Origin of the sequence: Roseibium sp. SCP15 (assembly GCF_040329435.1) — a bacterium.
In the GTDB taxonomy this organism is placed as follows: domain Bacteria; phylum Pseudomonadota; class Alphaproteobacteria; order Rhizobiales; family Stappiaceae; genus Roseibium.
Genome location: NZ_JBDZYI010000003.1, coordinates 482,770 through 504,474, shown reverse-complemented (window position 1 = coordinate 504,474; position 21,705 = coordinate 482,770). Strand labels below are relative to the sequence as shown.

15 protein-coding genes are annotated in these 21,705 nt (G+C 57.7%); 8 read left to right on the top strand and 7 right to left on the bottom strand.

Features of this window, described 5'->3' with window-relative positions; all coding sequences use genetic code 11:
* Positions 1–15: 15 nt before the first annotated feature.
* Both ABLO27_RS16190 and ABLO27_RS16185 read left to right on the top strand, forming a co-directional pair.
* Positions 16–1,041: a threonine ammonia-lyase gene (locus ABLO27_RS16190; protein WP_353033969.1), complete on the top strand. Its 1,026-nt coding sequence runs from the start codon at positions 16–18 to the stop codon at positions 1,039–1,041.
* Positions 1,042–1,366: 325 nt separating this feature from the next.
* Positions 1,367–2,698, top strand: coding sequence for a globin-coupled sensor protein (locus tag ABLO27_RS16185; RefSeq protein ID WP_353033968.1), 1,332 nt, complete (start codon positions 1,367–1,369; stop codon positions 2,696–2,698).
* Between the two features lie 176 nt (positions 2,699–2,874).
* Here the strand turns inward: ABLO27_RS16185 and ABLO27_RS16180 are convergent, their stop codons facing one another.
* The gene (locus ABLO27_RS16180; protein WP_353033967.1) at positions 2,875–4,074 is read right to left on the bottom strand and encodes a protein phosphatase CheZ; all 1,200 of its coding nucleotides are present in this window, start codon (positions 4,072–4,074) and stop codon (positions 2,875–2,877) included.
* 120 nt (positions 4,075–4,194) lie between these two features.
* Between ABLO27_RS16180 and ABLO27_RS16175 the strand changes: the two genes are divergently transcribed.
* Positions 4,195–5,364 carry an MFS transporter gene (locus tag ABLO27_RS16175; RefSeq protein ID WP_353033966.1) on the top strand — a complete coding sequence of 390 codons (1,170 nt, stop codon included), beginning with the start codon at positions 4,195–4,197 and terminating at the stop codon, positions 5,362–5,364.
* A 30-nt stretch (positions 5,365–5,394) separates the two neighbouring features.
* Here ABLO27_RS16175 and dgcA read toward each other — a convergent pair whose 3' ends face one another.
* Positions 5,395–6,378, bottom strand: coding sequence for an N-acetyl-D-Glu racemase DgcA (gene dgcA, locus ABLO27_RS16170; protein WP_353033965.1), 984 nt, complete (start codon positions 6,376–6,378; stop codon positions 5,395–5,397).
* Positions 6,375–7,388 carry an N-acetyltransferase DgcN gene (gene dgcN / locus ABLO27_RS16165; protein WP_353033964.1) on the bottom strand — a complete coding sequence of 338 codons (1,014 nt, stop codon included), beginning with the start codon at positions 7,386–7,388 and terminating at the stop codon, positions 6,375–6,377. The genes dgcA and dgcN overlap by 4 nt, the downstream gene beginning before the upstream one ends.
* A 92-nt stretch (positions 7,389–7,480) precedes the next feature.
* Here dgcN and ABLO27_RS16160 point away from each other — a divergent pair, with 92 nt between their 5' ends.
* Genes ABLO27_RS16160 through ABLO27_RS16145 form a run of 4 tightly spaced genes read left to right on the top strand, consistent with a single transcriptional unit; the run spans position 7,481 to position 12,089 of the window.
* Positions 7,481–8,629: an ABC transporter permease gene (locus tag ABLO27_RS16160; protein WP_353033963.1), complete on the top strand. Its 1,149-nt coding sequence runs from the start codon at positions 7,481–7,483 to the stop codon at positions 8,627–8,629.
* Positions 8,630–8,637: 8 nt separating this feature from the next.
* Positions 8,638–9,447 carry an ABC transporter ATP-binding protein gene (locus ABLO27_RS16155; RefSeq protein ID WP_353033962.1) on the top strand — a complete coding sequence of 270 codons (810 nt, stop codon included), beginning with the start codon at positions 8,638–8,640 and terminating at the stop codon, positions 9,445–9,447.
* A gap of 10 nt (positions 9,448–9,457) precedes the next feature.
* Positions 9,458–11,455: an MCE family protein gene (locus ABLO27_RS16150; protein ID WP_353033961.1), complete on the top strand. Its 1,998-nt coding sequence runs from the start codon at positions 9,458–9,460 to the stop codon at positions 11,453–11,455.
* A 28-nt stretch (positions 11,456–11,483) separates the two neighbouring features.
* Positions 11,484–12,089, top strand: a complete 606-nt coding sequence (locus ABLO27_RS16145; protein ID WP_353033960.1) for an ABC-type transport auxiliary lipoprotein family protein — start codon at positions 11,484–11,486, stop codon at positions 12,087–12,089.
* A 10-nt stretch (positions 12,090–12,099) separates the two neighbouring features.
* Here ABLO27_RS16145 and ABLO27_RS16140 read toward each other — a convergent pair whose 3' ends face one another.
* Genes ABLO27_RS16140 through ABLO27_RS16130 form a run of 3 tightly spaced genes read right to left on the bottom strand, consistent with a single transcriptional unit; the run spans position 12,100 to position 14,951 of the window.
* Positions 12,100–13,407, bottom strand: coding sequence for a TRAP transporter large permease (locus ABLO27_RS16140; RefSeq protein WP_353033959.1), 1,308 nt, complete (start codon positions 13,405–13,407; stop codon positions 12,100–12,102).
* A gap of 3 nt (positions 13,408–13,410) precedes the next feature.
* On the bottom strand, positions 13,411–13,920 hold the full coding sequence (locus ABLO27_RS16135) for a TRAP transporter small permease (protein WP_353033958.1): 510 nt from the start codon (positions 13,918–13,920) through the stop codon (positions 13,411–13,413).
* Between the two features lie 2 nt (positions 13,921–13,922).
* Positions 13,923–14,951, bottom strand: a complete 1,029-nt coding sequence (locus tag ABLO27_RS16130; RefSeq protein WP_353033957.1) for a TRAP transporter substrate-binding protein — start codon at positions 14,949–14,951, stop codon at positions 13,923–13,925.
* 145 nt (positions 14,952–15,096) lie between these two features.
* Between ABLO27_RS16130 and ABLO27_RS16125 the strand changes: the two genes are divergently transcribed.
* Complete coding sequence (locus ABLO27_RS16125) at positions 15,097–15,630, top strand: MarR family winged helix-turn-helix transcriptional regulator (RefSeq protein ID WP_353033956.1); 534 nt, start codon at positions 15,097–15,099, stop codon at positions 15,628–15,630.
* Between the two features lie 219 nt (positions 15,631–15,849).
* Here ABLO27_RS16125 and ABLO27_RS16120 read toward each other — a convergent pair whose 3' ends face one another.
* Entirely contained in the window at positions 15,850–21,696 is a 5,847-nt protein-coding gene (locus tag ABLO27_RS16120) for an antitoxin (protein ID WP_353033955.1), read from the bottom strand.
* Positions 21,697–21,705: the final 9 nt, after the last annotated feature.

Below are 21,705 nucleotides of genomic sequence, written 5' to 3'. Positions count from 1 at the left end.
TCAAGGTGTGTGTCGATGACAGGTGTCGAGATCCGGCCGGATCAGAACGAAGCAAAAGCCTATTCGGGCAAAGTGGTTTCCATCGAAGATATCGAGGCCGCGGCAAGCCGCATTCAAGGCGAAGCCGTCGTCACACCACTACTTCGTCATCCCGCACTGGATGAGCGCGCCGGCGCGCAGGTCTTTATCAAGCCGGAATGTCTCCAGCGCAGCGGTTCCTTCAAGTTCCGTGGTGCTTTCAACTGTCTGAGCCAGATTGACAAATCCGTGCGGGCAAATGGGGTCGTGGCTTGTTCGTCCGGCAATCATGCCCAGGGCGTGGCAGCAAGTGCGCAGCTCCTCGGAATGCCTGCCGCGATCGTGATGCCCGCGGATGCGCCGGTCATCAAGCTGGAACGAACACGCGCCTTTGGTGCCGAAGTCGTTACCTATGATCGGGAGAATGAAGACAGGGAGGCGATTGCAGCGCGGCTTTGCGCGGAAACCGGCGCCACATTTGTGCACCCTTTCAATGACCCGGCAGTCATCGCGGGGCAGGGGACCGTTGGCCTTGAAATGGCACGTCAGGCTCAAGAGCTTGGAGTGCTGTTTGACGATGTCCTGGCCTGTACCGGAGGTGGTGGCCTGTCGAGCGGGATCGCGCTGGCTCTCGCGTTCAAATCACCCTCCACACGCTTTCACACCGTCGAGCCGGAGTTGTTCGACGATTACAAGCGTTCCCTGGAAGCCGGTGCATTGCTGTCCAATGCTGCCAAGTCCGGATCGATCTGCGACGCGTTGTTGTCAGAAACTCCTGGCGAGATCGGCTTTTCCATCCTGCGTCAACTCGCCGCTGAAGGTGTGACCGTTTCGGATGAAGAGGTGTTGAACGCAGTCGCGTTTGCCTTCACCGAATTGAAGCTTGTCGTGGAGCCCGGCGGCGCTGCCGCGCTTGCGGCCGTGCTTTCGGGAAAGTTGCCCGTGAAGAACAAGACCATCGGCCTGGTGCTGACTGGGGGCAATATCGATCCACAGATGTTGCTAAAGGCGCTCGGCCGTTAACTGACCATTAGCACCACTGCGATTACTGCGGTGATCAAGATATGAAACTTCCCTTTGGAAGTCACTTTCATCCAAACAGGGTGAAGTTTCCTGTCTTTGTACTTGAAGAGTAAGTTGAAGCTGTCTTGGTTCGAAATACTTGAATGATTGTCCTTGTCGACAGTCGTATTTTTAACAGGACGTTGCGTCAGATTGCTCCTGGGCGGCAAGTATAGTGCGGATGGCAGGTATATGTGCATGCGTCTAGAAACAATAAAATGTTGATGCAGGTTGTGTGCTTGTTGTTCTTCAATTGATGTGCATTTCATTGGAGTTATGGGCTGAAATGCAAAAGAACAATTTGAACGAGCGACTGAAATTCTTACGTCTCTCAGATGAAGACCGTGCTTTGGCCCGGTCTCTGTGGCCGGCGATCGAGAAAGAGCTGCCGGAGATCCTCAAGGCATTTTATGTTCATGTGAACACGGTTCCGCATTTGGCGGCGCTTGTTGGCGAACAGCAGTCTCGCCTGATCTCAGCCCAATTGGCGCACTGGAGAACTCTGTTCTTCGAAGGTCCGAGCGAAAACTACCTCGAGCGATCGGAGCGGATCGGTCTCGCCCACGTGAGGATCGGCCTGGATCCCAGCTGGTACATTGGCGGGTATTCCTTTGCCATGACGCATCTCACGCAAGTGCTTTTGAAGAAGCGTTTCATGACCTCGGGCAAGCGCGCAAATGCCGTCAACGTCATGACCAAGCTCGTAATGCTGGACATGGATCTCGCGATCTCCACCTACCACGAAAAAATGGTGGCCGATGCCGTCGAGCGGGAAGAGCAACTGAAAGAGGCGATTGCCAACTTCGAGGGTGCGCTCGGAAGTGCGGTCGGTGCTCTGGGCACGGCTTCTGAAAACCTCGAAACGTCGTCGACAAGCCTGAAGCAGGAAACTGTGGCCATCGGTGAGCGGATGTACAAGATGGACGCTTCTTCTGCCGAAACGGCCAGCGGTGTTCAGTCGAGTGCAACTGCTACGGAAGAAATGTCGGCCTCCATCACTGAAATCGGTCGTCAGGCCGGGCAGTCTCGTGAAATGGCTCAAAAGGCCGTGGAGGGCGCTCAAAGCACCAACGAATCCGTGACCAAGCTGGCCGGGTTTGCCGATCAGGTCGGTTCGGTGATCGGATTGATTTCGGACATTGCAGAACAGACCAACCTGCTGGCCCTCAACGCTACAATCGAAGCCGCGCGTGCAGGCGAGATGGGCAAGGGCTTTGCTGTTGTCGCGGCAGAGGTCAAGGAACTGGCGAGCCAGACAACCAAGGCGACCGAAGAAATCACCGACCAGATCGCCAGCATTCAGCAGGCAACCCGGGAATCGGTGCAGGATATCGAGGGCATAACCTCGACGATCAATGCATTGTCGGAAATCGCGACGAGCATCGCTTCCGCCGTCGAACAGCAGTCTTCGGCCACAGCGGAGATTTCCTCGAACGTTCAGATCGCGGCGCAGGGAACCCAGGCCTTCACAGATGAGATCACTGCCGTTCGTGGATCGGTGGAAAGCGTGGAAGGCACTGTCGGTTCAATTCAGGACATGTCCAGCTCATTGAAAGATCAGGCCGAAAGGCTTGGCGATGAAGCGAACCGGTTCTTCCGCAAAATCCACGCTGCCTGAAACCAAGCGTATAAACCGGCAACTCGGATATGATGAGGCGCGCTCTTTGCGGCGCGCTTTTCTTATTGGAAGAGTTCAGCGGGCGTCTGTCGAATCCGTGGGGCAAATCCGCGATACAAAAAGGGCGCTGCCGGTAGGCAACGCCCCTTGTCATTCTTGTGGTTGTCGAAGTTGGATCAGTTGAAGAGTGCCTGACGCTCGGCTTCCGACAACTGCTCAAGCGGATCCGCGCCTTCTTCAACCGCGGTTTCCTCGGTCATTTCCCACGCTGCATCGGCATCAGCTTCTTCTGCTACCGTATCGACTTCATTGTCGAACAGCTTTTCAATGGCGGCCTCATCCAGGGTTGCATCGAGGTCCGCTGCCGCGAAGTCGTCGTCCTGGACCGGTTCATCCACAGAAGCTGTTTCTTCGACTTCATTCGACGGAGCGGATGCGAACATGTCATCAATTGCGGCCGCGTCCATCGGTTCATCACCACCGGCCATGATCGCATCAACATCGGCGTCGCTCGCCATGATGGCGTCGACGTCTGCCTCGCCGGCCATAATGGCGTCGACATCGACTTCACTTGCCTGTGCTTCCGGTTCAGCCTGGGCGATCGAATCGAATGAGGTATCGCCGCCGGTATCTTCCATCGCAGCATCGAACACTTTGTTGCTGACGGACATCAGCTCGTCGACACTGTTTTGGCAAACACCGCTGCCCTCTAGCTGAGGTCCGTTGAGGAGATGAGCATCCGGTCGGCTGTCGACCGGACCAGCCGTATCATCGGCTTCCAGTTCTTCAATTCCCCAGATGTTGATCATCAGGTTGATGCGGCTTTCCAGATAGCGCAGCACCTGAACAACCTTGTTGGTGCGCTGACCTGTAAGGTCCTGGAAGGAGCAGGCCATGAAGATTTCCGTGGCCTTGGCATCGATATCGTCACACGCCGCATCGTCCGCACCGTTTTCCCGAAGGACCCAGGCTTTTTCCTGGATCTGTTCTGCCGCTTCGAGAATCGACTGCGTGGCGCCTTCGGTCTGGGTGACGATTGCATCGAGCTCGTGCGATGCATCCATGAACCGGTTGCTTTCATCGCCTTCAGCCTTGATGTTCGCAATCTCGGCCTTGGTGCGCTCAATCGCCTCGTGCATTTCGGCTATGTCGAGGCGGATCTTGTCGAGGTCCGGCACCTTGCGTTGCCGTGTGACGACTTTTTCCAACCGATGAATCGCTGTAAGAATCTCCGTTGTTTCCGGAGTCTTGTGGCGATTGAGGAATTCCTTCAGAAACCGACGCCCGCGGTCGGATTCCATCAGGGTCTGTTCGAGCGTCTGATATTCGACTTCGCCGATCAGTCCTGGCTCTTCCTGTACTGCTTCCGCTTTCATATGGACGCAAATCTCAACTTGCCTAAGGGTCGTTAGTTGCCGTAACACGAACAACTTCTCCTCAAGGGTAAGATCAAAATCGTTAACATTCCTTGAGGCCAATGCCTTGCCAAAGATCCAATGACAAAATTGTCTTCCAATCTCAGTTTCCGAGTTGCAGCGCTCTTCGCCTGCCACTTTTTCGGCTTTGGCCTCTTTCTGCCGTTTTTTCCGGTGGTTCTGGAGACCCGCGGGCTGAGCGCTGCCGAAATAGGGTTCATCCTCGGGGCGGGGACAATTGCGCGGATCGCAGCCAGCCCGATCTTTTCAAACATTGCCGACCGAACCGGCCAGCGCCGATTGTGCATCCTTGTCTATTCGCTGATAGGCGCTGCCTTCATTGCATTGTTCTCGCTACCGGGCGGCCTCATGGTGGTCTCGATATCCGTGATCGGATACATGGTCATCAAGGCACCTGTCCTGCCGCTCAGTGATGCCTACGCGCTGGACGTGAACCGGAATACCGGTGCGGATTACGCCCGCATGCGGCTTTGGGGATCTGCCGGCTTCGTGGCAGCCAATCTGATCGGCGGCACGCTTGCGGCTGCCACGTCCTCCTGGATCATTCTTGTGCTTATAGCGGTAGCGGCCCTTGCGACCGGTGCCGTGGCCATGTCTTTGCCGCGCCAGAAAAGAGATGACCCGCAGGAGCAGTCAGCTGCCGGGGAAGCGGACGTGCCGTTCAAGAGCGTCTGGTTCTGGCCTGTGCTGGCCGTTCTCGGCCTTTTTCAGGCAACCCATGCTGCATTTTATGGTTTCGGCACGATCTACTGGCAGGCGATGGAGGTTCCGGACTTTACCATCGGGGTGTTGTGGGCGACAGGTGTCGTCGCTGAGATTGCGCTTTTCACGATCGCGGGCAAGTTGGCGCTGCGCTTCGATCCACCCATATTCCTGATTGTTGCAGGTCTCGCGGCCATCGTCCGATGGGGGCTGTTTCCATTCGCCGACACGTTTGTTTCCATGGCTGCGCTTCAGTTGTTGCACGGCCTGACATTCGGTGCCTCTCATTTGGGAGCTGTTGCCATATTGGCCAAGGTTGTACCAAGCCGTTGGGCGGGAACCGGGCAGGGGCTGCTCGCCACCTCGATCGGCATTCAGATGGCGATCGGTCTGAGCATTTCAGGTGCGCTTTTCGAGGCTGACCCGAATGCGCCGTTCTACCTTATGGCGGTGGCATCTGTTGTGGGTGTCGTCGCGATGATTGCGCTGACGCCCCTTGTTCGTCAGCGCATGAATGCCGTTGCCTAGGCAATGTTCACTGATAGCGAAGCCTTCTACCTATCCCCAGAGTGCTGGTTCCGGCGGATATAAAAGGCTGCCTTCGAACTTCAGACCGGGCGATCGGTCTTCGGCCAGGAGCAGCGGACCATCGAGATCGACATAATCGGCCTGTTGAGCGATCAGGACGGCCGGCGCCATTGCAAGCGAAGTCCCAAGCATGCAGCCGACCATGACCTTGAAGTCTGCAGTGCGCGCCTCGTTGAACAGTTTCAGCGCTTCCGTGAGGCCTCCGGCCTTGTCCAGCTTGATGTTGACCGCGTCGTATTTCTCACCGAGCCCGTCAAGACTTTTGCCGGGATGAAGGCTTTCATCCGCGCAGATGGTCACCGGACGCCTGATCTCTGCCAAAAGGCCGTCGGCGCTGGAAGGCAGGGGTTGTTCGATCAGTTCAACGCCCGCTGCCTTGCAGGCTGCCATGTTCCTTTCAAAGCAGCTTTCATCCCAAGCTTCGTTGGCGTCGACGATCAGAGTGCTGTCGGGTGCTGATTGTCTTACGGCAGCTATCCGTTCGTCATCGCCAGGGCCTGCCAGCTTGACCTTGAGCAAAGGCCGGTGCGCTGCCGCGCGTGTCTTCTCCGCCATGACTTCCGGCGTTCCGACACTGATGGTGAAGGCTGTTGTAACGGGTTTGAGCGCGCCAAGTCCTGCAATTTCAGCTGCCCGTTTTCCCGATTGCTTTGCTTCCAGGTCCCACAGCGCACAATCCACAGCATTGCGAGCGGCACCTGCCGGCATGGCTTCCAGCAGCGCTTGCCGGGACAGCCCCTCTTTCAACAGAGGAGTGATTTCCTCGATCTGGGTCTGCACGCTCTCCAGTGTTTCGCCATAACGCGGGTACGGGACGCACTCGCCTCTGCCCTGATGCGTACCGTCTGCCAGGGAAACAACGACGACTTGCGCGTGGGTTCTGGAACCGCGGGAAATTGTAAATCCACCTGCGATTTCGAATCGCTCGGAGGTAATGTCGACCGTGAGTGTCATGGTGCGCCGAACTCCGCAGAGACTTTATCAACAATTACATCCATCCCGTAGCGAACAGGATCGGTTGCCGGCAAACCGTGTTTTTCACCCACCTTAGCCAAATATGCGAGCGCTTCGTCATCATCGAGCGCAGCCGTGTTAACAGCGATGCCGACGCAGCGGATTTCCGGGTTGGTAAGCTTGCCGCATTCAATGGTCATGTCGATGACCTGCTGTATTGTCGGCAAGGGGGTGTCGACACCGCGCATGGCTGTTCGGGTCGGTTCGTGGCAGACAATGAAACCATCCGGCTGAGAACCGTGAAGAAGTCCCAAAGTAACCCCTGCGAATGAGGGGTGAAACAGCGAGCCCTGACCTTCAATTATCTGCCAGTGATCCTCGTCCGTTTCAGGCGACAGCCATTCGGCTGCTCCGGAAATGAAATCGGCAATCACCGCATCAAGGGCAACGCCGCGGCCGGAAATGAAAACGCCGGTCTGACCGGTTGCACAGAAGGAACTCTTGTATCCGCGCTCATTCATGGACTTATCCATGGCAAGAGCGGTGTATTTCTTGCCAACAGAGCAATCTGTGCCGACCGCCAGAATACGTTTGCCGCTGCGCTTGGTGCCTTTGCCGGTGGCGAAGGTCATCGTGTTGTGGCGAACGTCGTGGAGCTGTCGGCCGTTTCTTTCAGCAGCTTCCCGGATCTCCGGAAAATCCGAGAGGCGGACATGCAGTCCGGAGGCAACATCGAGGCCGGCTTCAAGCGCCTCAACGATTGAGGCAATCCAGTGATCGGGCAATCGGCCACCCGCATTCACGGAACCGATGATCAGTGTCTTTGCACCGGCCGTTGCCCCTTCTGAAATTGTCATGTCGGTCAAGCCGGTGTCGGCCACGCAACCGGGAAGGCGAACCTGGCCGATACACCAGTCCTTGCGCCAATCGACTATGCCGATTGCAGTTTTGGCAGCAAGGGCATCGGGAACGTCACCGAGGAACAAAAGATAAGGACGGGCTATTTCCATGGACAAAGCTTTCAAGTGGCTGCTGGACGTTAATCTTCTCCTTCAGGTATACGAGGGTTGTAGAACAAGCGGCAAGAGGGCAGCCATCCGGAATGGCATTCTTGGAAAAAAACATTGCACCGGAGATGCAACTGGAGACCGATGGTTCCAATCATCAGTTCCTCGCCCTCTCGGGAGACTGGACGGTCAGCACGATCGGCGACGCGGAAAACGGGATCGCCGAACTGAATCTCTCCAAGGAGGGGCTGACATGCATTGACGTGTCCAAGATCGAGCATCTGGACACCAGCGGAGCCTGGTTAATTCACCGCACCCGCGGGCGGTTGGAATTCGAAGGACGCAAGGTGGGTCTTTCGGGCGTGTCGCCGGTTCGCCAGACATTGTTTGACGAAATCGAAAAACACCACCCTCCAAGGTGGAAGCCTGAGCGCAGCGGATTCTCCATTGTCGGGTTCCTGGAAGCGACAGGCCGTCAGATGGTGGACGTCTACAAAGACGGTCTGGCGATGCTGCATATTCTCGGCTCGCTCGGGCTTGTTCTTGCGACGGTGCTGTTCAAGCCAGCACGGCTCCGCAGCATTTCGATTGCCGTCCAGTTCGACCGCAGTTGTATCGGCGCGGTACCAATCGTCGCTCTAATGAGCTTTCTGATCGGTGCGATCATTTCCCAGCAGGGCGGATTTTATCTCAAACAGTTCGGGGTTGATATTTATGTGGTCGATCTGGCCGGGATTCTCATCCTTCGCGAGATTGGTGTCATATTGACGGCAATCATGGTGGCCGGCCGATCCGGATCGGCTTTCACTGCCGAATTGGGGGCCATGCGCATGCAGGAAGAGGTGGATGCGCTCCATGTAATCGGCCTGAGTGTTACCGAAGTTCTGGTTCTGCCGCGTATTCTCGCGCTGATGATTGCCCTTCCAATTCTGACCTTCATCGCGGATATGTCGGCTTTGTTCGGCTCAGGCCTTGTCACCTGGATTTATCTCGATATTCCGCCGACCGCCTTTCTCACCCAGCTTCAACTTGCAATCACCAATGGAACGCTTGCCGTGGGCATCGTAAAGGCGCCTTTCATGGCCTTGATCGTTGGCCTGATTGCATGTGTGGAAGGTTTGAAAGTTGGTGGGTCTTCGGAGTCGCTCGGCCGACACACCACAATGTCTGTCGTAAAAGCGATTTTCCTTGTTATTGTCGTTGACGGATTCTTTGCCGTTTTCTTTGCAGCCATCGGGATTTAATCGAGTTCATGACGCTGACGGATGCCGCAGAACTACCGACAGAGCTGGTGTCGACCGCGGAAGGAGCGGAGAATGTTCTTTCCGTTCGAGGTGTCACGGTCGGGTTCGGAAACAAGATTGTCCTGCAGGATCTCGATTTGGATGTTCGCCGAGGTGAGGTTCTTGGCTTCGTCGGCGGTTCCGGCATGGGGAAGTCGGTTCTGATGAGAACGATCCTGGGACTGACACCGAAGCGAGCTGGTACCATTTCGGTATTCGGGCACGACCTGTCGACTGCGACACCCATGGAGCGAACCGCCATTGAACGCCGCTGGGGCGTTCTCTTTCAGCAGGGCGCGTTGTTTTCATCGCTCACGGTGAAGCAAAACATCCAGGTGCCGATGCGCGAGCACTTGAAGTTGTCCCCTCAGCTGATGGACGAGCTGGCGACGCTGAAGCTTGAGCTTGTTGGGCTGCCTCAGGATGCGGCGGACAAGTTGCCGTCAGAACTGTCGGGTGGCATGGTCAAACGTGCCAGCCTGGCGCGCGCTCTTGCACTGGACCCGGATCTGGTGTTTCTGGATGAGCCTACCTCCGGATTGGATCCGATTGGGGCGGCAGCCTTCGATTCGCTGATCGAAAATTTGAGCTCAACGCTCGGATTGACCGTCTATATGGTCACGCATGATCTCGATAGTCTGCATTCGATCTGTGATCGCATTGCAGTTCTTGGGCATAAACGCGTTCAAGCTATCGGGACACTGGACGATATGATGAAAAATGATGACCCCTGGATTAAAGAATACTTCAGAGGTAAACGAGCGTTGCGCCGAGTATAGGTTGGACTGAATGGAAACCCGCGCGAATTACATTCTGATCGGTTCCTTCATGGTTGCCGTCCTGGCTGCTGCGTTCGGGTTCGTCTACTGGAAAGCGGCAACGGCTGAATCCCGGCAGAATGTTCCGCTCAGGATCATTTATCCAGGCCCGGTTACGGGACTGCCGGTGGGTGGGCAGGTCCTTTTTAACGGGATCAAGGTAGGGGATGTGAAGTCCCTTGATTTTGCCAAGGATGACCCGACCAAGGTTGTTGCGACGGTTGGCATCAAACCGACAACGCCTATTCGCGAAGACACTAAGGCCACGCTGAATTTTACCGGTCTGACAGGTATCGCATATGTCGACCTTTCCGGTGGTACATCGTCCTCGCCGCTGCTTCTGACACAGGACGCTGATGGCAAAATCCCGGTCATTTATGCGGAACGGTCGTTCTTCGACGACATTGTCGACGGTGCGCGCGACGTCCTGAAGCGTGCGGATTCGACGATGAAAACCATCGATGAGCTTTTGAAGGACAATGGGCCGGTCATCACCAAAACCATCAGCAATGTAGAGACCTTCTCCGCTGCGCTGGCCGCCAATTCCGATGGCGTGAAGGACTTCATGGCAAGCATCGGCAAAGCGTCCGAAGCGTTTTCCAGCCTGTCCGGACGTCTTGAGAAACTGGTGGACCAGGGAGAGCGGCTGCTGGCTGCCGTGCCGTCGGACAAGGTCACTGCGATTGTCGATGATCTGCAGAAGTTTTCCGCCAGCCTCGGTGATGCCAGCAAGGACATCGACCTCTTGATGTCTGATGCCCAGAATGCTGCCCAGGAACTCGAAAAATTCACCAAGAAGCTGAATGATGGACTGGGTCACGTCCAGAACATCGTTCAGGCGGTGAAGCCGGAAGAAGTTCAGGAAGTGATGAAGGGCGCTGCGGCTCTGGGGGATGTTCTGCAGAAGCGCAGCGACGACATCAACAAGCTGATCACCGCGACCAGCGAGACGATGCAGAACGTCAACAACATTGTTGAAGCTGTGCAGGCACGGGAAGGCGCGATTTCCGATATTCTCGAAGGCGGACGCGACGTCGTCCTCAAGGTAGATGCCATCATGAGCCGCGGCGTGGAAATAGCCGCTGCAATCGATCCGATCCAGATCGAACAGGTGGTTGCATCGGTCAATGCATTTACGCAAGGCCTGAACGTCTCGCTGCTGCGTGTGGACGAGTTCCTGGCAAGCGTTGACCCGCAAACCGTCGGCGGTGCCGTCGACAATGTTGCGAGCATTATCAACAATCTCAACAATCAGCAGACCCAGATCAACGAAATCATCGCGTCTACGAAATCGACCGTTCAGAATTTCGAGGCTGTGTCGGCAACGGTGCGTGGCCAGGATGACCGGATTGCGGCTCTGATCACGGACGTTCAGGCCGCTGCCGAAAGGTTCGCAGAGACATTGCAGACTGCGGATAGTCTCCTGAAAGCCGTGGATCCGGAAAAGGTCGCCAACATCGTTGGGTCGGTCGAGACGGCAGCTTCCGGTCTGGCCAACCAGCAGGACGGTATTCCGGCCATTCTGCAAAGCGCCCGCAAGGCGGCCGACAACGTTCAGCAGATGACGGAGAACCTCTCCAAGCGTACGCCGGATGTTGACCAGATCATTACCGATGCCAAGCAGATGACGGCGACGCTCAATGCGACGTCCGTCCGGGTTGAGAGCCTGATCGAGAAAGTCTCGACCATGGTGGATGGTGATGGCGAAGGCTTGATCAAGGAGGCAACGCTCGCGGCGCAGGCAATCCGCAAGGTGGCGGTCGCCTTCGAAAGCCGGGCGGATTCCATCGCCGGTGGCCTTTCAAAATTCGCGACGCAAGGCTCGGCAGACTTGGCAGCCGCGCTTTCCCAGTTCAACCGCACGCTTATTTCGGTTCAACGGGCAGTGGAAAGTTTTGAGCGCAGCCCGAATCGGGTGATCTTCGGCGGTGAGGATGTGCCGACCTATTCCGGCGGTCGGCGGCGGTGATATAAATGAGTTTCAGGGGCAGGGGCGTATGAAAAAGGCAACCACAAGCATGACCCGCAGGAGCGTCCTGAGCGCTCTCGGGCTCGGTGCGCTTGTCGCAGGTTGTGCAAGCAACACGCCCTCAGCCTATTACAGCCTGACGGCCGCTGATCTGTCCGGTGCCGCCGGGCGCTCCAGCAGGGTGCAGGTCCTGGTGGCACCGCCGCGTGCGCTGAAAGCCCTCGACACGAGCTACATCGCCGTTGTCGATCAGGGACCCGTCTACACTTATTTCCCGAAATCGGCATGGGCAGACACATTGCCGAATGTGGTTCAGGCCAAGCTTCAGGAAACCCTGCAGAACACCGGCCGGTTGCGCGGTGTCGGCCTGCCTGGCGACGGGCTGTTGATCGATTATCAGCTGCAGACGGAAATCCGCGCATTTGAATTGCAGGTGGGTGGAGCCAGTCGTGGTGTGGTCGAAATCTCCGCGCGGATCGTCAATGACCGCAACGGACGAACTGTTGCGACGAAAGTCTTCCGGGCCGCGACGCCTGCCGGAGGCGCTTCCGTGGACAAGGCGGTTGAGGCGATGAACGCCTCAGCCGACAGAGTGTTTGCGGAAATGGCGACCTGGACGATCCAGAACGTCTAAGTTTTCTTTTCTAGATCAGTATCAGAGACAGCGCGGGAACTGCGATCAGCAGGGCCAGACGGAAGATGTCGGCGATCCAGAAGGGTACGATGCCTGCGAACATGGTTCTGAGAGGCACGTCGGTCAGAACCGAGCGCAGCACAAAGACATTCAGGCCGATGGGCGGAGAAATCAGGCTGATTTCCGTGACCACCACCACAACGATCCCGAACCAGATCAGCACCATCTCGGGATCGCTCAGGATGCCCGTACCGAAGTCCAGTGACGTTACCAGAGGGAAGAACACCGGCACGGTGAGCAGGATCATCGAAAGGCTTTCCAGAACGGCGCCCAGCACGATGTAGATCAGCACGAGAACCAGCATCACCACATAGGCGTTGACGTCCAGGGACTGAACGAAGGTCAGCAAAGCATCAGGCACACCCGCATAGCTGATGAAGTTGGAAAAGACTTCCGCGCCGATGATGATCGCGAAGATCATCGCGGTTGTCCGGGCGCAGTTGAGACCGGCAGTAAAGAGCTTTTCCCAGGACAGGCCACCGGACGCAAACGCGATCACAAGCGCCGTTGCTGCTCCGATTGCCGCGGCTTCGGTCGGGGTGAAGAAACCGCCGTAGATACCGATCATGATGATGGCAAACAGACCGACAACAGCCAGAACGCCCCAAAGGTCTTTCTTTTCCAGCGGAATGTCTTCGTGTTCCGAGGGGGCAAGACCGGGTCTGAGCAGCACTGTGACGTAAACTGCGGCAAGGTAGAACAGGACGCCAAGGAGACCGGGAATGATGCCGGCGATGAACAGCTTGCCGATATCGGCTTCAGTCAGAAGGCCGTAGATGATCAGAATGACGCTTGGCGGGATCAGAATGCCAAGCGTGCCGCCGGCGGCAATCGAACCGGTGGCGAGGCTGTCCGCGTAGCCTGCCTTTCGCATGGAGGGCATTGCGACCTTGGACATGGTTGCAGCGGTCGCAAGGGAGGAGCCGCAAACCGCGGAAAACCCGCCACAAGCGACGATCGATGCCATGGCAAGTCCGCCGCGCATCCGGTGCAGCATCCGATGTGCGGTTGAAAACAGGGACTGGCTGACACCCGAAATCGTCAACAGGTTGCCCATGAGGATGAACAGCGGAATGACCGACAGCGTATAGGACAGGCCGGTGTCAAAAGCGGCGTTTCCAAGAAGGTTCAGAGCAGCGTTCCAGTTGCGCAAAGCCGCAAAGCCAACGGTGCCGACGATGATCATTGCTATTGCGATCGGGACACGCAGCAGCACAAGCGCAAAGAGCGCGACAAATCCAATCAGAGCTTCCAGCACGCGTCAGGCCTTTTTTTGGAAACGTTTGAGGGACCAGAAAATGGCCGTTACAGCCGAAATAGCGAAGGAGGCAGCGCCAAGCCAGCCGATCAGATAGAGCGGGATCGACAGGGAATCGGTTACCTGCTCACGGCGTTGCAGCTTCTCGGCGTGCTCCATCAGCTCCATGGAGACGATGGCGAACACAGCGATGGTGGTAACACCGGCAGCAATGGTGCCGAGCCTTTTCAACAGGACGCTTTTCAGTCCGTCGAGCAACTCGACTTCAATATGTTCCCCGGCTGCGGTTGTCAGTGGCAGTGCCAGAAAGATCAGGGATGCCAGCAGGAGCTGCGTCAATTCGTAGGCGCCACTCACCGGGCTGTTGAAGACGTAGCGGGCAACGACATCCACACAGGTGAGCCCGATCATTGCAGCCAGCACCAGAAGACAGGCGAGACCGAGCAGGAAGGTGGCTCCGCGCCGGATCTTGGCGATCCGGCCCGGAGCTGGTGTTTGAGCGCCAGGCGTCATGGTCAGTGCTTGACGCCGGTCTGTGCGCGCATGTCGGCAAGGGCTGCCGCACCGTCGAAGCCGGTCTCCTTGACGGCGTCGGCCCAGGTGCCTTCATGCTTGGCCGCAAGTTCCTTGATCTTCTCCAGAACAGGCGCTGGGGCGTCGTAGACCTCGATTTCCTTGTCGGAGATGTATTCCGCTCCACGGGCGTCGGACGCATCCCAGACACTGCCTGCCAGCTCGGCCAGGGCCGCGCCTGACACTTTTTCAATCGCAGCCTGGTCTTCAGCTGAAAGGCCGTCCCAGATGTCTTCGTTCATGACCATGAACCAGGAGGTGTTGTAGATGCCGCCCGGAACTTCCATGGAGGACTTGATGTAGTCCGTCAGTTTGAAGGCCTGGAGGGCTTCCATCGGGAAGGTGACACCGTCGATCACGCCGCGGGAAAGCTTCTCATACACTTCGCCCGGTCCCATGAACTGGGTGGTAATGCCGAGATCCTGAGAAAGATCGGCAATGTAACCGCCGGGTGTGCGGATCTTCAGACCTGAAAAGTCTTCCGGGTTTTCGATCTTGCGCTGGTTGTTATGGAACATGCCCGGCCCGTGGATCCACAGGCCGAGAAGCTTGGTGCCCTGGTGTTCGCCCTGTGCGTCCAGCTTTCCGCCATACACATCCCAGTAGGCCTTGGAGCCATCCGTGGCATTGTCGGCGATGAAGGAGAACTGGCCGATGCGAGACCGCAGGAAGCGATCATCCTTGGTGAAGGAATGGAGGCCATAAGTGATGTCGGCAACACCGTCTGCGGCCAGATCGTAATGTGCCGGAGGCGGTCCGAGTGGTTTCGGCAGAATGCGCACGGTGACGCGGCCTTCGGTTGCCTCTGCAACCTGTTCGGCCCACGGCTGCATGACGCCTGTCACGATCGGATGCTTCGGCGGCAGCCAGGATGACAGCACCAGCTCATCAGCGGTCGCACTTGCAATCATGGTGGTCAGGGCAGTTGCCGTCAGCCCCGCGAAGATGGAAAGACGCTTCAAGGATTTCACAGTTTACTCCTCCCGTTCACCGTCTGAACGCAGATCGACGCCTGTTTCATCCGGTTCTTTGAATATTTTTACGAAAATAGTTGCATATGAAACTAAGTCAATCTTAAAATCACGATGTAACCCAAAAGAAGCAAGCTGAGATTTCATGAGTAAGCCGAACACACAGGACAACGATGTCGCTGCCAGTGGGGATCAGCCGCAGGAGAATGGGGATCGCCAGAGGACAGATTTTGTGCTTGAGAAGTTCTTTCCGTATCGGGTGCGCGTGTTCTACACGGACGTTACCAACGCCTTGTCAGAAGTCTATCAACGCGACTATGGCATGATGCCCGCCGAGTGGCGGACCATGGCCATTCTGGGGGCGGCGTCCGGCGGATTGCAGGCAACGGAGATCGTTGCCCGGTCCAGTATGGACAAGGTCGTTGTGAGCCGCGCCGTCAAGCGGATGGAGGAACGTGGTTTCCTCATGCGCGAGGCGAACAGTGCTGACGGGCGGAGTTTCCTGTTGCAACTTTCTGACGAGGGCAGGGCGGTCTACGAAGACTTGGCGCCAAAGCTGCTCGCTGTCGAGCGCAAGATGCTTCAAGGCCTTGGTGAAGAAGAGATTTCGGACTTCCTGGCGGTGGCGCAGAGAATTCGGAACAACCTTGCCACTTCCTCGGAAGAAGACGGCCATTAGAGCGGGCTGCTTCCAGGCCAGCTGGCGAAGAGCTTCATGCAGAGTGTGGGGTGATGTCGAGGAAATTCGCCCAACTGCTTTCGTGAGATGGAAGCCTTTGAGAAAAGCGTGACATCCAGGTTGATCCAAATCTTAAGGCAGTCAGAAGGGAATTTAGTTGGCGTTCCAGAAACAAAAAAGGCGACCCTGAGGCCGCCTTTCGTTTGACTGTTGTGACCTTTAATCCAGTCGTCCGCTGGCATGAGCTAGCATCGTGTAGACCTTGCCGGTGTCGGAGGTGAGATAGGTCTGACCCAGCATGTTGTCGCGGTCGTTACGGGAGACCTGAGCCAGAAGCTGCTCGAAGTCTGCGACATAGCGCTCGACAGCCGTGCGGAACTCAGGATCACGTGCATATTTCTGACGGATCTCGTCAAAAGTCTGTTGTCCCTGCAAGGTGTAGAGACGACGGGTGAACACGTGGCGTTCGCCGTTCCGGTACCGGTTCCACAGGTCGATGAAGGTCTCATGGTCGATCGCACGAGCGATGTCGACAGACAGAGAGTTCAGGCTTTCGACCGTCTGAAGCGGTGTCCGTGCCGGTTCCGTATCGCTGCTTGCGTCGTCATCACTGGAGGCACGGCGCAGCAGGTCTGCTACCCAGCCCTTGCCTCTGGATCCGCCATTGTCCGCCTGTTGAGGCTGGGCGCGGCGGGGTTCCACCGGACGGGTGACGGCCGGACGAGGTTCAGCGGCTGGCGCCTGCTGGCGAGCAGGGGCAGAAGGCGCAAAACTTGCTGCCGGTGCCGGTTGCGGCTGCGGAGCCGGGGCAACGCTGGCGGTAGCTGCCTGCGCCTGCGGCCGTGAGATGTCCAGAGAATTGGACTGCTTGGCAACGATGTCCGACAGTTCCGATAGTGCCCGGATCTGCTCATTCACCACCTTGCGCAGTGCTGCGGAAGATTCCTCCGCTTCGTCCGGCAGGTTGAGAACGCCTTGCTTCAGTTCGTTGCGCGTTGCTTCCAGCTCGCGGTGAACATCGCGTGCAACGTCGCGCATGCGGGTTGCCGCATCATTGAAGCGGTCGGACGCATCGGTGACCGTGCGGCTCATTTCAGCAATGATGTCGTCCTGAGCCGACCGGATGGCGTCACGCGCCTTCTGGCCTTCCATACCTGCTGTCAGGCGCATGGATTCAAATTGCTCGGACACCTGCTTGGAAGCCGCTTCTGCTGCGGCGCTCAACATGGTTGCTGCATCGCGGGCCTTGTCGTCTGCTGTCTCCAGCGTTTCGGACAGGGTTTGCGTGAAGGAACGCATGAGCGTGTCGACAGCTTCCGTTTTCGCCAGAAGCGTATCGGCAACTTCCTCGATCGCCGAACGGCGTTCGGTGACCCGGCTTTCGACGGTACGGTTGGTGTCTTCCAGGTGCCGGGCGGCTCTGGTCAGTTCCTCTGACTGGTCGTTGAAACGGCCCGTCAGGTTCTGAACGTCCGCGAGAGTTGTCGAGGTGACATCCCGCAGGTTTCCGACCTGCTCCGTGATCAGCGTCGTGGTTGCGTTGGTTTCGGTAACTGCGCGGTCGACCGCAGAGCGGAACTCGCCAGCACGCCGGGCCAGGTTACCTTCAACCTCGGTGAGGTTTTCGCCAGCTGTAGAAACGATGCCCTGAAGGTTGGCGTTGGAAGCCTCGATCTTGTTGAGGATCTCGGTAACGTCTGCTTCAAGACGACGCTTGGTGTCGCTGAGCAGGGTCGTTGCCTGGTCGCTGCGTTCGTTGATGCTTGCAACGATCCGGTCCCCTGCCTCAACAAGCGAGCGTGTCGCATCGAGGCCGGTATGAGCGAATGTCTCGGTGACATCGCGGCCCTTGACCGTGATTGCCTCCAGAATTGCTCCGTGGACTTCGGAAAGACGACCGGTCAGATCGTTCGCGCGCATTTCGATTGCGCTGATCAGTTCGTTGCCGTCCGTTCCAACAAGCTTTGCAAGTTCGCCGGAGCGGGCGCCGAATGCTTCGTTGAGCGAAGTTGCCTTCGACAACAGTTCGTTGGCGACTTCATTGCCACGGCCAACCAGGAGGTCGGCTGCTTCCGTCACCGCGCTGTTGACACGTGCACGAACCATTCCCGCTTCGCTTGACATCTGACCGCGGATTTCTTCCAGGGTCTTGGCAAGCGTCATGCGGGCCTGCTCGCTTTCTGCGGACAGGTTGCCGGAAATCTCGGCAATCAGGCCGGAGAGGTCGTTGCGGACCTTCTCGCTTTCACCGGTCAAGGAGCCGGTGAATTCTGCAAGTGTGCCAGCATAGAGCGCGCGGGCATTTTCACTCTCGGCGGCCATGGCACGCGCTGCGTCGCCGACCGCGGACAGAACGAGATCACGGATCTTGCCGCTTTCGTCGTTGAGTGTGCCGGTTGCCTGCTGCATGGCGGAGCTGACAGCTTCTGCCGCCTTCTGGCTTTCGCCGACCAGGACGCCGCGCGCCTCGCCAACGGAGCCGAGAACGATCTGGCGCATACGGTCGCCTTCACCGGAGAGTTTCTCCGTGGCCTGGCTGAGCGCGACATCGACGATTTCCACGGTTCTGGTGCGTTCGTCAGACAAGGTCTGAACGGCTGCAGTGACCGCTTCCTGAACAACGTCCCGCAGACGCGTGCTTTCGCCGGAGAGCGTAGCACCAGCCTCGGAAATGACGGCCGTCAGGATATCACGAGCGCGTTCACTTTCACCCGTCAGCGTGCCGGAAATGCTCTCCAGGCGCTCATTGAGCAGGGTTTCAAGCTGAGTTGCACGGCTGTCGAGCGTTTCGGCAACTTCGAACACCTTGGCGCCAAGTGAAACGTTGATCTCGGCAATGCGTTCGGACAGGGAGTCGGTCAGCTGCTCGCTCTGCTTGCCGAGAACGTTGCCGGCTTCGGCAAGACGATTGTCGAGAGCGGCGGTCATCTCGTCCTGACCTTCCACAAACGCCTTTGCGATTTCTTTGGTTCTGGTAATCAGCGTTTCGGAGATCTGGCGGGCACGTGCATCGAGGGTCTCGTCGATACGGTCGGTGCCGCTGGTCATCGACGCGGAGAGGAGCTCCGCTTTCTCCGCCATGGAAGTGGCTGCACCATCGACACGGGTCGAGAGTGTCTGGCCAATCTCTTCCGCGCGATCGGCAAGTGTGTTGCCGGCTGCTTCGATGCGCTGACCGAGCTGCAACGTGATCGAGTCGGACCGATCGGCAAGAACATCCGTGATGTTGCGGGTTTTTTCTTCCAGAGCTTCACTGATGCCGGTTGTGCGGTTCTCGATGGCATCGGCAAGGATCTGGGTGCGCGCCTCGAGCGTTGCCTCGAAGGAGGCGGTGCGCTGGTCGAGTGTCAGATCAAGCGTGTTGATGTGGCTTCCGAGCGAAGCATCCATGGTGGAAATGCGCTCGCCCATGGATGCGTCCATCGAGGCAACCCTGCCTTCAAGCGTGGCATCCATGGCCGCAAAGCGGCTTTCAAGAGTGGTGTCCAGTGTGGATACGCGCTCGCTCAGGGTCGTGTCGACAGAGGCGAGGCGGCTTTCCAGCGTGGTGTCCATGGTGGCGATGCGATCGGTGAGGGTCGCGTCGACCGTGGAGAACCGGTTTTCCAGCGAACTGTCCATGGTCGCGATGCGTTCGCTCAAGGTGGCGTCCATTGAGGACAGCCTGCTTTCGAGCGAGGTATCCATGGAAACCAGGCGGCTCTCCAGGGAGGTGTCCATCGTGGCGATGCGGTCGCTCATTGTGGCATCGATTGCCGAGAACCTGTTTTCCAGCGAAGCATCCATGGTGCCGATGCGATCGTTGAGGGTCGCATCGATGGCGGCATATTTCTGGTCCAGGGACGTGTCCATGCTGGTGATGCGGTCGCCAAGCGAAGCATCCATAGCGTCGATCCGTGCCGCGAAGGTCGTGTCGAGCGTGGACAAGCGTGAGTCGAGCGCCTCGGACAGGAGAAGCGTCTTGGTGTCGAATGCGTCGATCAGCTGACCGCCGCGGTCGGTGACAATTGTCTCCAGTTCGGTGAGGCGGGTCGACAGACCGTCCTGGAGGGCCTGACCGCGAACTTCCAGCGTCTCGGCAATCTTACCGCTGATTTCGTTGATGTCGCCAGTGACACGATCACCGCGGCTGCCGATGAGTTCGGCAAGCTGTGTACCGGTTTCGGCCAGCTTGAGCGTGAGTGCACCCGTTTGCTCGCCAAGACCGGCGGCAAACTGGCTGGATACTCCTTCGAGCGTGTCGCGGAAGTCGACGGTCTGCTGTTCGAGAATGGTTGCCATCTCGTTGCTACGGGCCGCCAGACGTTCGTCGAGTTCGGTACCGTTGATGGAAATGGCGTTGTAGATGCGTTCGGAGATCGAATCGAATTTCTCAGCCAGTTCACCACCACGTACGGAGATCGTCTCTGTAAGGGTGCCTGCGGTTTCGTCCAGCTTGGCAGCGATTTCGCCGCCGCGCAGGGAAAGGTCAACGACAATGCTTTCACCGGTGCCACGAAGAATTTCAGCAACTTCCGTGGAGCGGTTGGACAGGGTCTCGACGATTTCAGCACCGCGAATGGAGATCGTATCGGTGACGGTCTGACCGCGCTCGGAGATGCTTTCGACAACCCGAGAGCCTGTTTCTGCAAGCGACTCGTCGAGGTTGTTCACGCGGCTATCAACCGTGGAAACAAGCTCTTCGGTGCGGGAGGTGATGGTGTCGATCAGGCGGCCGGATGTCAGCGACAGGTTCGCGTTGATCTCTTCGCCGCGCTGAGTGATGACTTCGCCTACACTTGCACCGGTGTTTTCCAGCGTCGAGCGGAACTCGTCGGCTTTGGTGCTGAGAGTTTCGACAACCGATGTGCTGGAAGTGGTGAGGGTTTCGTTGATCTCGGTGCTGCGGCTTGCGAGCGTTTCAACAAAATTGTTGGCCGTTTCGGCAAAGCGCTCGTTGACCTCGTTGCCGCGAGCCGACAGCGTCTCCCACATGGAAGAACCGGTTTCGGCGAGATTTTCGACCAGATCGCTGCCGGTGGTTGACAGGCGGGACACATAATCTTCGGCGCGAACGGTGAGGGAATCAACCAATTCGTTGCCGGAGGCGTTCAGCGTGGCGCCGAGGGATTCAATTCTGGAGTCGACGGTTGAAGTCAGTTCCTCGACACGGCTGTTGACGGCGTCGATCATGCGCTGGGTCGCATGGTCAACCGTGGTGCCGAGTTCTCCGGAGGTGTCGGACAGCTGGGAAGAGAATTTCTCGTGGGCGCCGGCGATGGTTTCACGCACACGCTCCGCATTCATGACGATGGACTCACGCTGGCTGACCAGCTCTTCGATCAAGGCGCGGATCTTGAGTTCGTTGTCATTGTAGGAGCGTTCGAGTGACGACACTTCGTTGTGAACCAGGACTTCCAGCTCACTGGCGCGGGCGATCGCGCGCTCAATGCCATCTCCCATTGCGGCGACTTCACGACGGATGGCCTGACCGACGCTGAGAATGGATTCCTTCGCCATGTCTTCCGGCTCTGCCAGGCGAAGGGCAACTTCGGTCATGCCACGCGCAACGATGCGCATTTCCTGAGCACGCCAGATCATCATTGCCATGATGAAGAAGAAGATGATCGGCACGACAATCCCGACGGCCGCCAGGATCATTTCTGGTGAGCTAATCAGGGCCTGCGTATCAAGCGACGAGACCTTGTCGGAGAACGCCGTCATGAAAAGGCTGGTGCCAAGGGCAGCCCAGACAGCGCTCAGGGCGAGGGCACCCCAGAACGGAGCAGAAGACGGACGACGCTGCAGAGCGTAGATCAGATTGCCGATGTTCCGGCGATCGTCATTTGCTGCCGGTGGACGGCCACCACGGCCGCGGCGGCGCGACTGGCGCTGCTCATCGCGGGTTGGTCCGTTGTCCTTGTCTGCCGGAGCTTTGCGTGCAGGGCCAGCTTCGGCCGCAGCACTTGCTTCGGGAGCAGAACTGGTCTCCGCGGTTTCCGGGCCACCGAAATCGAGTTTCAGAGCCTCTTCAACCGCGGACAGAGCCGCTTCTGCCGGATCTTTCGCCTTTGTCGGGTTTGCCATCTAGGGTCG